The sequence below is a fragment of the Peribacillus sp. SRI_006 genome (genome assembly GCF_057586375.1).
This window is the reverse complement of sequence record NZ_JBYCZT010000007.1, coordinates 154,920-169,497: the sequence shown is the minus strand read 5'-3', so window position 1 is coordinate 169,497 and position 14,578 is coordinate 154,920. Positions and strand designations below refer to the sequence as shown.

Genomic DNA, 14,578 nt, shown 5'->3' with positions numbered 1-14,578 from the left:
AGCCCTTTTCATCCTCGAAATAAGGACGAAAAGGGCTGCTCTCCGTGGTACCACCTTCATTGAATGCAAATTCATGCATTCCACTTTGCCTGATAACGCCAGGATTTGCGCCTATGTTTTGCATAGGACTCAAGAAGCAGGTTCAGCGAATTCCTGTCGCGGGCCTTCCAGCAAATGACTCCGCTCTCTGTCACAGTGATTCTCGCATACTAATCTTCTCTCAACGTTCATTGTTTTAATATAGTATGCAAAATTATCTGCTTGATGTCAATAACATTCCTTCGATGAATGAACCTTATAGCGCCATGGCCGGGCCGAAGAATTCATAGTGGATTTTATCCGTATCTACCCCAAGCTCTTTCAGGTAAGTGATGATGGCCTTCATGAAAGGCACAGGGCCGCACACATAATAATCAGCTTCAGGTTTAACAATACTGCTCAATAATTCCTTATCTACATACCCTTGCTTTGCAAAATTCGGCAGGTTCTTATCATCCTCACTCGGATTTTTAAAGACAAAGGATAATTGATAGTTGGTAAGTTTGTGTCCTAGTTCTGTCAGTTCCATTCTAAACGGCTGTAAATGGCCATTATCGGTTGCATGAATGAATTGTACATCACGCTCAGGTGTCTTTTCAGCCAACGCATGTACCATGCTCATGAAAGGCGTTATGCCAACGCCTCCGCTCAAGAATACTGCCGGTGTTCGTTTATCCAAGTCGATGGTGAAATCACCTGCTGGAGCCGTTACGTCAATACTGTCACCCATCTGAATGGATTCATGCAAGTAGTTAGAGACCCTTCCATCAGGAGAGGTTCCCGGCTTTTCTTTTTTAACGGAAATACGGAAATAATCTTTTCCCGGTACATCAGATAAACTATACTGACGGTTGAATAAATGAGATTCACCCGGTATCTCGATCCGAACGGTAATATATTGTCCTGGAAGAAATGCCGGAACCTGATTTCCATCTGATGGCTTTAGATAAAAGGATGTGATTACGTCACTTTCCCGTACTTTTTCCACCACTGTGAATCGTTTGAAATCAGACCATCCGCCGACCTGATTGGAAGCTTCGTCGTACATTTCCTTTTCGATGCTAATGAAAACATCCGCAATGACTCCGTACGCCTCTCCCCAAGCTTGAAGGATTTCTTCTGTAGCCGCATCTTGTAACACTTCTTTGATTGCGCCTAATAGGTGTTCTCCAACAATCGGATAATGTTCGGCTTTGACTGCAAGGCTTCTATGTTTTTGTGCTATTTGCTTCACGGCAGGTAAAATCGTTTCAAGTTGATCTATATATTTAGCTGCTGCCAATACCGTGTTGGCAAGTGCAGTTTGCTGGCGCCCCTTTTTTTGATTGGCATGATTGAAAACATTTAATAATTCAGGATGTGCTTCGAAAAGATTTTTATAGAATACAGTTGTGATAGTTGTACCATGCACTTCTAATACAGGTACGGTTGATTTTATAATATCGATAGTTTTCTGGGATAGCATAGGTAAACCTCTTTTCATAAACAAGTATTTTGAATACATGTTTATATTAGAACTTAAATGCATTAAAAGCAATATTTTTTATACATCTTTTCAGATAATAAGTTTTCATGTTTATAAAATGTTCACATTTATGATATAGTCAAATGGGGATAGAATGTGAGGCGATAAACATGAGGTTGACGAGTTATTCCGATTACTCACTTAGAGTGTTGATTTACCTGGCTACCCACGACCAAAGCAAATTATCAAATATCAAAGAGATTTCTGAAGTATATCAACTGTCTAAAAATCATTTGATGAAAATTGTTCATAATCTAGGTAAATTAGGCTATATTGAGACGATACGTGGAAGAAATGGCGGTTTCCGGCTTGCAAAATCACCCGCTGAAATAAATGTAGGGGAACTTGTGCGGAGAACCGAAGAAGATTTTTATCTAGTGGAATGTTTTAAAGATCACGATAACTGTGTGATTTCTCCCGTTTGTTCATTGAAATTTGTCCTTAACAATGCCTTGGATGCTTTTCTTCAAGTCCTTGATCAATATACGATTGCAGACTTCAGCGAAAATAAAGTGATGCTCAAAACCTATTTTGATTCGGTAAAGCAGAATGACGAAGAGCCCGATTTTTTATAATCGGGCTTTTTTCCATTAACCGATGATTCATTCGATTTTCCATTCGTAAATCTATGATCTCTGTACCGGTTTTCAATAAAGCTTTATGGGGATTGTATGGATCGATCTTGATGATCGTCCCGAATCGTCCATTGGTAAGCATGACTTCTTTTCCTACCAACGTGGACATTAATCGGCTTACAAGCTCCATTAGGATCTCAGGATTGAATTTACTGACCATATCCCTGTTCATTTGCTCAATCACCTTATAAAACGGCATGGCCTGATGATGATGACATCGCATGGAATACGTCGGCTATCGGCGATTTTCGCATGAAGATGGATACCCTTTCCACTCTTCCCTTGAGGATAGCCTTGCCCATCTTCCCGTTCATGGTGCTGGAGGGCTGTTAATGCAATCGATGGTGGGATTCCAGGGATATTTTTAAGTAATTCATATCCATAAATGGCATGGCGTTTCATATCTTCATATTCTGCCTCATTCAGTTTACCCGGTTTTTCCACTATATTATCCGAAATCCTTGTTTTCCCCACATCATGCAGCATGGCTGCCAAGGTCAGGGCTGAAAGGTTTTCTTTGGATAATCCAAGCTTCATCCCTAGATAAGTGGCGATTATCCCGACACCTATATTATGCCGATACGTGTACTCGTGATCTGCATGCGGCTCATCGAAAAGGGAATAAATATCAGGGTTCATTGCAGCTTCTGCAATGACAGGTGCAACTTTTGCTTTAATCAATACAATCTTTTCAAGCTGTATTTTTCCTTCTTTACGTATATCTTGAAAGATGTTTTTCAAATGAAGAGAAGCTTCGTTGATTCTATCCTGAATATTTACGTTAGGTTGTACATGTTCTACCCTTAAAGCAAATGCATCTTTTTTCAATTCTTCCCTTATTGAAATCATTTTGGGGGTATGGTAAGAGGCTGTTTCACATGCTTCCCTCTTCTATTTTTCATTGCTCTCACACTTTTCTCTATTTTTTATTTGTAATACCATATCCCTCTTTCTCTTGTGTCTTAATGAAAGCAATTAAGTTCGGTCACTAAGTTCATTGCCGAGCTGTTTTAGTTTTTCACCAACCGTGCATTCTGAAATACAGAACTGATGGGCATACGTACGCCCCTTCTCTTTTCGAAAATGCTTTCTTAAAAAACAATCTTGGCAAAATGAAGCGAGAACATCTTCCACTTCTTCATATATTTTTTTCCTGTTCATTGTTGTTATGGCTCCTTTGACCCAGCAATTTCTATTTTACTGAAAATGGCCTTTCCCTGCAGTGCAAGTGTGGCCAGGCGATCGGCTTCCTGGTTTTCCTTTCGAGAAATCGGCTTGCAGACAGGAATGATCTTTAATTTATCCAATTTCGCTTCAATGCGGTCCAGCCATTTATTTAAGTTTTCTTCCATACAGGGCCATTCACCGGAAAGTTGATTTAAGACGACAAGAGAATCACCTTTAAAGACACAGCTTTGATGGTGGATTCCAAGTTCGTCCATCTGCCTGACCGCTTCATGAAAAGCCGCATATTCAGCTTCATTATTGGATTCGAATTGCTCCAATTTCACATTGGTGCGTAACCGCAAGAACTTCTTTCCTTGACGATAATAAATGGCAACACCAATTCCTGCCACCTTTTCATCTTTTTGAAAACCTCCATCAAAGAAGACCGTCACATCCTGCGGTTCTTCCTCAATTTCCGTCAGGAGTTTCTTTAACTCCTTCTTGTTCCATATTGTATCGAATTCATCCTTGAATTCCACTTCTTTCAGCCTTCCTGCCTTTTCAAGATCTTCTGTAATGACCAGTGCAGTCCCGGCATCAAGCCAATCCGAAACGAAATCGGCAGATGGTTTTTTTGAAGCTTGATATGTCCATTGCATAATTACCTTCAAAGATTTCCAGCTCCTTATCCATTCACGATTCATGCAGAACAGCTTACAATTTTCATACCTTTTTTTCGTCATACCCTTTATAATATATTGTAAGCATTTTAATCACTCTTTTTAATTATAGTTCCCATATAAGCCTGAAATTCTCATGTTTCAATCTTAATTTTAAATGAAACGTTATTATATCGAACATTTAAACAGTTAAACTCGAGGAGGAGCACATCTTGATCGAAGTGTATATTGATGGTGCCAGTGCGGGCAATCCAGGGCCTAGCGGTGCAGGTGTTTTCATAAATAATAACGGTGTGGTCGAGAGGCATTCCTTTCCGCTTGGGAATATGGAAAACCATGAAGCGGAGTACCATGCCTTAATCAAAGCATTGGAGATTTGTGTGGCCAATGAGTATCAAGTCGTTTCTTTTCGTACAGACTCCCAAGCCATCAACCAAGCCATTGAAAAAAGATTTGCAAAAAATAAGTATGCCCTTTTGCTGGAACGGGCGTTAAAGCTTTCCGACGAGCTTGATTTATTTTTCATGAAATGGATTCCAAATATCGAAAATAAGTCCGCGGATGAGTTGGCGAGACGGGCCATTCGCTTGAATAAGGCTGAGGAAAATCATGAACAAGACAGCTGATTTTTCATTATTATTCGTTGTATTCATCTGGGGCGTCACTTTTGTCATGGTCCAAAATGCGCTATCTTTTCTTGACCCCTTCACGTTTAATGCCGTCCGTTTTTTCATGGCGTTCGTATTCTTGCTCATCCCTTATTTATTTACTCTACACAAAAAGGGGAAAAACGGGAGCAAAAGCCTTTTTAAAGCTGGGTTTCATATTGGTGTATGGCTTTTTCTCGGCTATGGACTTCAAACGATCGGATTGAATTATACAACGCCTGCCAAGACTGGCTTTATAACAGGATTAAGTGTTGTCATGGTACCTGTTTTTTCCCTGGTGCTATTAAAGCATAGGCTTTCCCGCAATACAATAATAGGTGTCGCAGCAGCAACCATCGGACTTTATTTAATGACTTTCGCTGACCGCTCCAATTTGAATATCGGTGATTTGCTGGTATTTTTGTGTGCAATCAGTTTTGCCATGCAAATCATCACTACTGCTAAATATGCCAAGACCCTTCCCGCTTTACCGCTGACGTTGGTTCAGGTTTCCACCGTATCTTTATTATCATTTGTTTCAGCTTTCATTTTCAAAGAGAATCATTCCGTCATCTTCAGCTCAGAGGTCATGTTACAGAGAGATGTATGGACTGCTTTGTTGGTTACGGCAGCCCTTGCCACGGCCTTCGCCTTTTTCGCACAAACCTTCTTCCAAGCCTACACAACACCTACAAGAGTGGCGCTGATCTTTTCAATGGAACCGGTTTTTGCAGCGTTATCCTCATACATATTGATAGGGGAAAAATTGACTTCCGCTTCCATCATCGGCTGCGCATTCATATTCTTGGGAATGATTTTTGCAGAACTGCCTGTTAAGAAAAAGAAACCGGTGACACAGGGGTTTTCTTGAAAAGCCCAAAATAAATCGGACTTCCAGTTACGAAGTCCGATTTATTTAAGTAGCCCCTGTTCTTTTGCAAACGATACCGCTGCACTACGCGTTTCAATGCCATTTTGTTTTAAGTTTTCCAAAAAGGAGATATAAAAGCTGCCATCAAAATTCTTTTGTACCTTTAATGTCAACTCTATTGCTGCATTGACTAAAATATCACTTGCATCCGTGTAGCGCTTACCAAAATAAATAAAACCAATCGCGTCATTACCAAAAGTGAATCCCTTACCCTCTAAAAAACTAACATACTCTTCAGTTGATTTCGCCACTTGCTCATCCACTCCATACTTCATGCCTTATTTTCATCTTACCGTATATCAAAGAATTTGACTATCCATTTTTCGACAAAAAAATCATCGTACAAAATAAAGGACCGATGTCCTGGACTGTACAATTTGAACGTTGATTGGAACTAGGGCACTCGCTTTCCGCGGGCGGTCCGCCTGCGGGGTCTCCCTTCGACTCGCGAGCTAGTAGGTCCCCAAACTCTTAAATTCAGGCGAAAATTTAAAGGGAATTTCAAAAGGGGGAGCTCCCATTAGGAAGCTCCCCCTTGTTTGATTAGATCATGCGCAGTAATGTCCTGAATTCATGATCCCTAGCCAGGTTTTTGACCTTTTCGCGATCATACTGATAAACCGCATCGTCCAAAGGACATGAAATTGGTACATCGCATTTTATTTCTGCTAGCTTTCTGGATAAATGAAGCATATCGACAGCGGATTCAATTTTAGCACGTTGCCCATTCGTCAATGAAGCAACATTTTCAAGAATGCCTTCGATACTTTGATACTGTATCAATAATTTCAACGCTGTCTTCTCCCCAATTCCTTTAACTCCGGGATAGTTATCAGCTGTATCACCCATTAAAGCTTTTAAATCGATCATTTGCCTTGGTGTAATCCCTTTCCACTCAAAAAAGCTATCGGGATTATGCACCTCATAGTTACCATACCCTTTTTTTAATAATAGTACGGAAATGTTTTCCTCTATTAACTGAAGCATATCTTGATCGCCAGTCAATATACCCACTCGGCTATGTTGTGCAGATGCTTTGGCAATTGTTCCGATACAGTCATCCGCCTCATAACCAGATAGTCCTATGTTAGGGATATCGAATGCTTCAACCGCTTTTTTCGCTAAGTCGAATTGAGGAATCATTTCGACTGGAGCTTCTGATCGATTCGCCTTGTATCCATCAAATAATTCATTTCTGAAAGTCTTGCTGCCCATATCCCAGCATACCGCTACATGACTGGGTGAAAAGTGATTCACCGCCGTCAGCATATGCTTCAAAAAACCTTGAACGGCATTGGTCGGGATGCCTTTGGAGTTAATCATGAATTGACCAGTAACGGCCGTTGCATAAAAAGCTCTAAATAAAAGCGCCATTCCATCGACAAGCATAAAGGATGGATGCTGCTCATTTTCTTTCATTAACACATTATCACCTCTATCATGATGTACTTCCATTTTAACATAACTGTCCCTTTTTTTAAGGATCGTTTAATTGGAAAAAATATTATTCAATTGGATTATCATCATACGAGATCCAGTCACTGAAACTGCCAATATAAATCTTTACATCTTTAAAGCCCGCTTCTTTCAGGGCGATATAATTGGGTGAGGCCGTTACACCTGAACCGCAGTACACAATGATTTCCTTATCTTTACCGATGCTTGTGAAATTCGACTGAAGATCTTCCTTCTTTTTAAAATAGCCATTTTCCATAACGTTCGTCCACACCTTATTTACTGCACCAGGTATATGGCCGGCTTTTTTATCAATTGGCTCCTCGATTCCCTCGTAGCGCTTAGATTCCCGTGAATCCATTAATACGATATCGTCAGGTCTATTCAAAGTGTAATCCTTCACTTTTCGAAAAGATGCAAAAACGTGTTCATTTAAATCGATACGATATTCGGTTGGCATATAATTCATTTGAATCGAGTCAATCGGATAGCCCGCATCCCTCCAGGCGCGATATCCCCCGTTCAGGACAAAGACTTTCTGATGCCCAAGGTAGCTTAGCAACCAGACAAACCTGGAAGCAAAAGAACCTTCCCCGCCATCATAAGCGATAAGTACAGTATCGTTGGTGATTCCATTTGATTCCAGTTTATCTTTAATGGTTTCCAGGTCAGGAAGAGGATGTCTTCCGCCATGATCTTGAACCTGACCAGATAAGTCCTTTTCAAGATCGAAATAAACAGCGCCTAAAATATGATCTTTTTTGTAATCATTATACCCTGAATCAGGAGAGCCTAGTTGAAAGCGGCAGTCACAAATTCTGATATCTTTAGAATTCAACAACGGCAACAGCTCTTCTTTTTCGATTATAAAACTCATCTCATATCCCCCCTATTCCAAAATGGCCCAAATCAATTCATTAAGTTCCATTTCCATGTTCTTACCTTGATGTAGCTTAGTTATCTCATTCTTTATGGAAAGTGATTTCCCTTCTATTAGCGAAAGATTATTTTCACTTTCATTGTTGCTTATACATTCTTCCATTTGTTTTGCTTTAAATATCCGGGTCATCCTGTTTTTCATTCCTTGATCCATTGAAACCGAATCAAGTAATTCCCATACCGATAATGGTGGCAGCGAACCCCGTTGGATGATATATTCAAGGGTTAAATACGAACGGTATACTTGTACCCATATTTTTAGCTCTTTTCTTTCGGAACCCCTTGTTTTTGTCAATTGTTGAAGATTGTCGCTCATCATCCGATAGTAATGGTGCCCCAGTGCCTTTTTGGAATAGCAATCCGCTATCAAACCAGTCATCTTCCTATAATAATCCGGATGGGTTATCAACCTGATAGGTGACTGAAACAATTCAAATAGAGCAGGGTTACTCTTTAAGGTAAGTCGGGATGATTTAAAGAGATCCCAGCCTTCCATGTCAAATAGGCCTTCTTTCACTTGAATGACTTCAACTGGCTGACTCAAGCTCAAGTATGATCGCTTATCATTATGAACATATATAAACCGAACATCGAAATCCGATTGGACCGATGATAAACCAAAAGAATGGCTGCCAGTAACAGCAGCCATCAATATCGTTATATCCTCATTTTTTTCCAGGTATCTCAAGCGTGAAATAAGGTTTTCTTTCATGAATGAACCTCGTTTCTATTTCGAATGCATTTTAGCCAATTCCGCTACAGCATTTTCATAATACGGTAAATCAACCGTTTCCTCCAATGCTGCACGTAAACCTGCAAAGATATCCGATACTTCCGTCTTAAACTCTTTTTGAATCGCGAGTAGCTCTTGATCGAGGACTTCATTATACATTTCGTAAATCCTCTCACCCTGTTCTTTTGCATATATAAGGGCAGGTTCATCCAAACGCTTCTGAAGACCTTCGCTCATTTTCGCTTTTTCATTCTTTTCAAAGAAAGATTTTGGATTCTTGAATAATGCCAATTCCTTTTTGAATTCCCCTGTATCCAATTGGGCAAAAGCTCCAGTGAATTCAAGGGATTCCCTCTCATTGGGTTCATATGGCTGTAATGAAAGGGTTCTTCTTATTTTTTGCATTTGCTGAAGCAAACTGCCCTGTTTCTCATTCAGTAATTTATTTACGAACATTTCCGTCCTTAAAGCCGTTGCCCGCATTTCCTGGGCAAGGTCAAAGCCTAACGCATCCAATAAGTTCTTCATCGATTGCTTGAGGACAATTTTCAGATCGCCTCCATCATCTTTTAAAACAGCTGGATTGAACGATTCTTTGAAGAAATCATTAAACCGGAAGAAGACCCGTTGTTTACTATAGAAAGTCAATTCGTCTATCTCTTTTTTCAACCGTTGCTTTTCGGCATCCCCTTTAATGACTGAAAGGAGTTCCGAAATGGCCTGCGACTCATGAGAAAGTGTCTCCAGGGCTTTTCGTTTCGCTTTCTCATCCTGTCTGGAAGCTGTAATTACATCTCGTAGCAATTCTTCGGTTCTTTTTACAGCCGCTTGAGCCGATTCAATCGCAAGTCCAGTTAAATCGTTTTCTATGAAAGAATCGAATTGGCCTTGGAATTCCATGATTCCGCTATTAGGAAGGAATGAATGCTTAAACGAACCAGGCGTTTGTTTTTCCATCAACGCCCCCTTACTCGTAAGCGGGAACAGTTTTGGAAAACGGATACCGAATCCATTCAATTGATCTGTGACATAATCCATCACTTCGCCCAATTCGTCAGTCGTTTGTGCCAGGTCGACGGCATTGACGATGAAAAACATCTTATCCATAGCGAAAGAATCTTTCACACGTCCAAGCTGTATCAGGAACTCCCTGTCTGCCCGGGAAAATGGATGATTATAATAAGTCACAAATAGGATGGCGTCCGAATTCTTAATATATTCGAAAGCTGCTCCAGTATGGCGTGCATTAATCGAATCGGCCCCAGGTGTGTCAACAAGGACCATCCCCTGCTTTGTCATTTCACAGTCATAACGCAATTCGATCAGATCAACAAGACATGACTTGGACTCTTCCGCAGCAAACCGTTTAAATCCTTCAAGGTCTACCGTAACCACATTTCCTAAATCATTTTGGTACTCGGGAAGCCCTTGATGAAACGCCCTAAGAAACGATAAGTGCGTTTTACCCTTATCAACTTCCCCTGCCTTCGCAATGATTTGCCCTGCTAGTTGCAGTGCTTCATCCAGAGTCTTTGCCGATTTATCAAAAGCTGCCAATGCCAGGCTTACATCTTCCAACAGCATCGCTTCGGTCTTTAATTTGACGGTTGCCGTTCCATGTGGATGCTCAGCGTCCGAAGACATGATTTTGTTGATTGCGGCAGTTGTCGGATTTGGTGAGACAGGAAGTACGCTTTCTCCCATCAAAGCATTGGCAAAGGAAGATTTACCCGCACTGAATGCACCGAAGAGGGCAACCGTGAACGTCTGTTGTTCCAAGCGATTTGCCTTCTCTTTTAATTCTTTATAAAGCGATTGAAACCCTCTCAGAGGTTGGATCAGCTCGGCCGCCTGTTTTAAACTCGCTGCAGTTTCCACTAGCTTTTCTTTTCCGCGTAAATCAGTAGCATCAGATGAAGAAACAGTCACGGAAGGTACAGCATCCGTGATTTCTTTAACATGATCACTTACAGATTGTTCGTTGACGGACCTTGAATTACTTACTTTATCGGTTGTCATGATTTTGACTGTAATATTATTTTCCTCTTCATTCCATTCAGTTAACAGCATATCGATTTCACGCTCATCGACCAATGATTCAGTTTGATGGGCAATGGCCTCTAAACGTTCCGTTTGGTACTCGATTTCCGCGTTCATCGCAGCAGTAACTTTAAGGGCTTCCGCAAATTCAGAAAAACCTTCAAGTTCCTTATCGATGGACATGGACTGCTGTTCCACTATTCCTTCCATAACGGTAACCATATCATTCAAAAATCCTTCTGATACATCACGTGCTTTCTTTTTGATGGCTGATGCCAAATCATTCGTATAGTTTAAAACGTATTCACCCGTAATATCGACTTGAGGCTTCAAAGAGTTTTTTATGTAAGATTCCGTTACCTCGATCTGAAGTGCCTGAGCCTTACTTTCAAGTGTTGAATCATGGATTTCCGCTTGATTAAGCGTTTTAACCGCCAGTTCTTTAAGATGCCATTCAAGCTGGGTTTTCACCTTTTCTTGCAGATCGCTCAAGAACGCCTTAATACGTGCCTCACGTTCGGCATCCGTTTTTTTCTTGGCAAATAATAGACCCATTTTAAAGTCCGGCTGAGCCGATTCCAAGAATGATTTACCTAGGTCCCGTGTTGCAGCCGGCATGATGTATGCGCCTTTTAAAATGGTTTCCAATGCATCGGCATACTGGCCCTTGATTTCCTCTATGCGTCCAGTCAATGATTTTTTTTCTTTCAATAGGCTGTCCACCTGATTCGTCAAGTGTATCCGCTCTTCATGAGGCAGTTCTGATAATACTTCAATATCATCGGCATGTTCCTCTTCATACTGCTCCTTCAGCCAATTAAGATGTCTTTCGACAAGGGCATTAGCCGATTGCATGATGGCATCCTTCCCATCATTTAAACCTTTGCCCGCCATTTCATATATGAATTGCTTGACCACTTCTATTTCATTTTCGGTATTGTTCAAGTCTCTTACGGATGTATAAAAAATACCATCAGGATATACATTCCAGTTCGCAAAAGCTTCAGAAACGGAAAGCTTGAAGTCTTGAAACCCAAGCTCCTTTTCATCATGCTTATCGATCATATTGATAATTAAGTATGTCGGTTTTTCAGCCTCCAACAATTCTTTCGTGAATAGGAAGTTCACTTCTGATTGGACGTGATTGTAGTCCATGACATAAAAAACGACATCAGCTAGATGCAGGGCAGATTCCGTAGAAACTCTATGTGCATCGTCTGTCGAATCGATTCCTGGCGTATCCATGATCGCACATGAATCCGGCAGTGAAAAATCATTGGAACTTATCGTTATTGCCGATACTGAATCTCCATCCTTGGCAAATTTCTTGACCTCTTTAAAATCATAAGGTGCAGGAAATAAGACTGGTGGCTGATGATGGTAAAAGACTTTGGCATAGTCTTCCCCTTTTTGTACCTTTACCGTATTTGCACTCGTTGGAATCGGACTTGAAGGCAATACTTGATCACCAAGGAGAAAGTTGATCATACTAGATTTCCCCGCTGAAAAATGCCCGCAAAAAGCAATGATGAACTCCTCATTATTCACTTTCATGATTAACTGTTTCATTTTATCTGCATTGCCTGTATCACCTGCCGATTGAAATTTCTCATACATGGCAGTCAAAATTCCCAATTTGGACTGTTGCTTTAATGTTTCTTGAATCATGAATCCATACCCCTTAATCTATCGTCATTTTGATATTCTTATTGTAAACGATTTCGTTTGTTATTCATACCGTCAGCTTTATTTTTACTATATGATTCATTACAGGCCATGTTCAAAAAAAAACCACCAATTGGTGGATTCGCGCAATTTGATCCTATTGTTGGAATGCAAAAAAAAAACCAGGATGTTTACCTGGTTGTTGGGGTGGGGTTAAAAGCAGCTCGGTTTTCCATTGGTGACCCGGTATAAGCTTTTACTGCCTTTGCCGGTTTTTGAATATTATTCAATACATGTTTCATCACAAAACCATATGTAGCGATTGTCAATAAAATGAATACCCAAACCATTACCAACACCATCCTCTTTTATATTGATTAGCTTTTAGTTTTTAATTAAAATAAATGATTGAAATCCGAATGAGAATAATTTTCATCTTCATTTAGAATCTTATCACGAACGATAATCATTTTCAATAAGTAATTTCATTTTTTTATTATTCTCCCTTAAAAACCGTAGAATATTCCGTGTGTTCCTTTAATGCCTTCTCTTCCAGTGGGATTCTTACCATCATCATCCAAACATTCAATAAACTAAAGATGATAGCAGTATAATATGCATTGAATAATAAGGAAATAACTAAAATCTCAGTTGCCACTATGATATAGTTCGGATGTTTGAAAAATTTATAAGGACCTTTAATGACTACATCGGCATCAGGAACCACTATGATTTTTGTATTCCAATGTTTTCCCAATGAACGGATTACCCAAACCCTTCCTGACTGCGCAATTAGAAAAAGGGTCAGCCAAATCGGCCAAAGTTCAGATATATCCCTTTCAAGGGCGACCACTTCAATAATGAGAACAATAAAAAAACTAAGATGCATCAGAACCATCCATTTGTAATGGGACTCACCGTATTCTATTGCTCCTCCGGCTTTCAACTGTTTTTCATTTTGTTTGGCGATATATAATTCAACAAGGCGCTGTATAGCGATCAAGATAATGAAAATGGCGAAGATCATCACTTCCACCTCATTAACACAAGTTCAGATGAAAACCCAGGCCCCAATGCAGCAGCCAGGCCCACCTCACCTTTATTCCCGCCCCGCTGCATGAACCTCTCCAGAACGTACAAAATAGTCGCTGAGGACATATTGCCGAATTCACGCAATACGCTCATTGACTCTCCCGTCATGCTTTCATCGAACCCGAGGGCTTCGTGATAAGCATCAATTACTTTCTTGCCTCCAGGATGAGCGATGAAATCTTTTACATCGTTTAGATCGAATCCATTCTCCATTAAGAACTCTTGAACATTCGGTTTAAGCCAATCCTTGATGATTGTAGGGATATCTTTCGAAAAAATCACGTATAACCCTTGATCTTTAACATCCCACCCCATTACATCCAATGAATCCGGCATTAGTGTCGATTGCGAATCCAAAAATTGCAAATGTCTTACTTTTTTTGAGAACTGTTCACTCGGTACATCATCACCGCAAACCAAAACACAGCTTACTCCGTCGGAAAATAGGGAAGTCCCAATTAAATTGCTTTTGGAGATGTCATTCCTTTGAAATGTCAGACTGCATAACTCCACGCTTAAAACAATGACCTTCGCAGTCGGGTATGCTTGGCAATATTCAAAAGCACGTGATAGGCCACTCGCTCCCCCTGCACAGCCAAGCCCCCAAATCGGAATCCTTTTAGCATGCGGGTTAAATGTAAGTTCATTCATTATCCTGGCATCAATGGTCGGGGTGGCAATCCCCGTGCTTGAGATAAAGAAGAAAGCATCTAGCTCGTTTGCCTGCAGTCCTTCTTTTAAAAATTCTGTGTTGGCTAAGCATTTTTCTATAGCTTCTTTCCCAAATTTGATTGCCTGCTTTATATATAAATCATTCCGATCGGCAAAAGAATGATCCTCTTTAAACCAATCGAGATCATTTGAAAAATATCGATTTTCCACTTGTCCATTCTTAAATGCCTTTAGTAACCGTTCTATATTCTTAAATGATGCTCCAAATATTTCTCTCGAAAATTCCATGATTTTTTCTTGTGAAAGCAAATGTGGCAGCTTTACATGAGATGCAGATAATAAATACGGCATGATTCCA

16 protein-coding genes and 1 other annotated feature are annotated in these 14,578 nt (G+C 40.3%); of the genes, 3 read left to right on the top strand and 13 right to left on the bottom strand.

Features of this window, described 5'->3' with window-relative positions; translation table 11 throughout:
• Window positions 1-18: 18 nt before the first annotated feature.
• Window positions 19-233 (bottom strand) — a binding site (T-box leader).
• 62 nt (window positions 234-295) lie between these two features.
• Window positions 296-1,504: an NO-inducible flavohemoprotein gene (gene hmpA / locus AC2YHV_RS12145; RefSeq protein WP_400448223.1), complete on the bottom strand. Its 1,209-nt coding sequence runs from the start codon at window positions 1,502-1,504 to the stop codon at window positions 296-298.
• 170 nt (window positions 1,505-1,674) lie between these two features.
• On the opposite strand from hmpA, the gene AC2YHV_RS12140 reads away from it, so the two are divergent.
• Window positions 1,675-2,139, top strand: coding sequence for an RrF2 family transcriptional regulator (locus AC2YHV_RS12140; RefSeq protein WP_057277839.1), 465 nt, complete (start codon window positions 1,675-1,677; stop codon window positions 2,137-2,139).
• On the opposite strand, the gene AC2YHV_RS12135 is transcribed toward AC2YHV_RS12140, so the two are convergent.
• From AC2YHV_RS12135 to AC2YHV_RS12120, 4 genes are all read right to left on the bottom strand, one after another.
• Window positions 2,084-2,371, bottom strand: coding sequence for a hypothetical protein (locus tag AC2YHV_RS12135; RefSeq protein ID WP_487373274.1), 288 nt, complete (start codon window positions 2,369-2,371; stop codon window positions 2,084-2,086). The two genes, AC2YHV_RS12140 and AC2YHV_RS12135, sit on opposite strands and share 56 nt — an antisense overlap.
• A gap of 8 nt (window positions 2,372-2,379) precedes the next feature.
• Window positions 2,380-3,027, bottom strand: coding sequence for an HD-GYP domain-containing protein (locus AC2YHV_RS12130; protein WP_487373273.1), 648 nt, complete (start codon window positions 3,025-3,027; stop codon window positions 2,380-2,382).
• 147 nt (window positions 3,028-3,174) lie between these two features.
• On the bottom strand, window positions 3,175-3,360 hold the full coding sequence (locus AC2YHV_RS12125; protein WP_034307842.1) for a zinc-finger domain-containing protein: 186 nt from the start codon (window positions 3,358-3,360) through the stop codon (window positions 3,175-3,177).
• A gap of 5 nt (window positions 3,361-3,365) precedes the next feature.
• Complete coding sequence (locus tag AC2YHV_RS12120) at window positions 3,366-4,037, bottom strand: reverse transcriptase-like protein (RefSeq protein WP_487373272.1); 672 nt, start codon at window positions 4,035-4,037, stop codon at window positions 3,366-3,368.
• 221 nt (window positions 4,038-4,258) lie between these two features.
• Here AC2YHV_RS12120 and AC2YHV_RS12115 point away from each other — a divergent pair, with 221 nt between their 5' ends.
• Together AC2YHV_RS12115 and AC2YHV_RS12110 are read left to right on the top strand one after the other, a co-directional pair.
• Entirely contained in the window at window positions 4,259-4,672 is a 414-nt protein-coding gene (locus tag AC2YHV_RS12115) for a reverse transcriptase-like protein (RefSeq protein ID WP_063575784.1), read from the top strand.
• Window positions 4,656-5,564, top strand: a complete 909-nt coding sequence (locus AC2YHV_RS12110) for a DMT family transporter (protein WP_487373271.1) — start codon at window positions 4,656-4,658, stop codon at window positions 5,562-5,564. Before AC2YHV_RS12115 ends, AC2YHV_RS12110 begins: the two co-directional genes overlap by 17 nt.
• Before the next feature lie 41 nt (window positions 5,565-5,605).
• Here the strand turns inward: AC2YHV_RS12110 and AC2YHV_RS12105 are convergent, their stop codons facing one another.
• From AC2YHV_RS12105 to AC2YHV_RS12070, 8 genes are all read right to left on the bottom strand, one after another.
• Window positions 5,606-5,899, bottom strand: a complete 294-nt coding sequence (locus tag AC2YHV_RS12105) for a DUF6123 family protein (protein WP_057277834.1) — start codon at window positions 5,897-5,899, stop codon at window positions 5,606-5,608.
• Between the two features lie 268 nt (window positions 5,900-6,167).
• The gene (locus AC2YHV_RS12100; protein WP_057277833.1) at window positions 6,168-7,043 is read right to left on the bottom strand and encodes a 5'-3' exonuclease; all 876 of its coding nucleotides are present in this window, start codon (window positions 7,041-7,043) and stop codon (window positions 6,168-6,170) included.
• An 85-nt stretch (window positions 7,044-7,128) separates the two neighbouring features.
• Window positions 7,129-7,956 carry a sulfurtransferase gene (locus AC2YHV_RS12095; RefSeq protein ID WP_487373270.1) on the bottom strand — a complete coding sequence of 276 codons (828 nt, stop codon included), beginning with the start codon at window positions 7,954-7,956 and terminating at the stop codon, window positions 7,129-7,131.
• A gap of 12 nt (window positions 7,957-7,968) precedes the next feature.
• Window positions 7,969-8,730, bottom strand: coding sequence for a nucleotidyltransferase domain-containing protein (locus AC2YHV_RS12090; RefSeq protein ID WP_057277832.1), 762 nt, complete (start codon window positions 8,728-8,730; stop codon window positions 7,969-7,971).
• Window positions 8,731-8,745: 15 nt separating this feature from the next.
• Window positions 8,746-12,459, bottom strand: coding sequence for a dynamin family protein (locus AC2YHV_RS12085; protein ID WP_487373269.1), 3,714 nt, complete (start codon window positions 12,457-12,459; stop codon window positions 8,746-8,748).
• Window positions 12,460-12,647: 188 nt separating this feature from the next.
• Window positions 12,648-12,806 carry a hypothetical protein gene (locus tag AC2YHV_RS12080; protein ID WP_487373268.1) on the bottom strand — a complete coding sequence of 53 codons (159 nt, stop codon included), beginning with the start codon at window positions 12,804-12,806 and terminating at the stop codon, window positions 12,648-12,650.
• Window positions 12,807-12,952: 146 nt separating this feature from the next.
• Window positions 12,953-13,483 (bottom strand): isoprenylcysteine carboxyl methyltransferase family protein, encoded by a 531-nt coding sequence (locus AC2YHV_RS12075; protein WP_487373267.1) that lies wholly within the window; start codon window positions 13,481-13,483, stop codon window positions 12,953-12,955.
• The gene (locus AC2YHV_RS12070; RefSeq protein WP_487373266.1) at window positions 13,483-14,571 is read right to left on the bottom strand and encodes a type III polyketide synthase; all 1,089 of its coding nucleotides are present in this window, start codon (window positions 14,569-14,571) and stop codon (window positions 13,483-13,485) included. The genes AC2YHV_RS12075 and AC2YHV_RS12070 overlap by 1 nt, the downstream gene beginning before the upstream one ends.
• Window positions 14,572-14,578 lie beyond the last annotated feature (7 nt).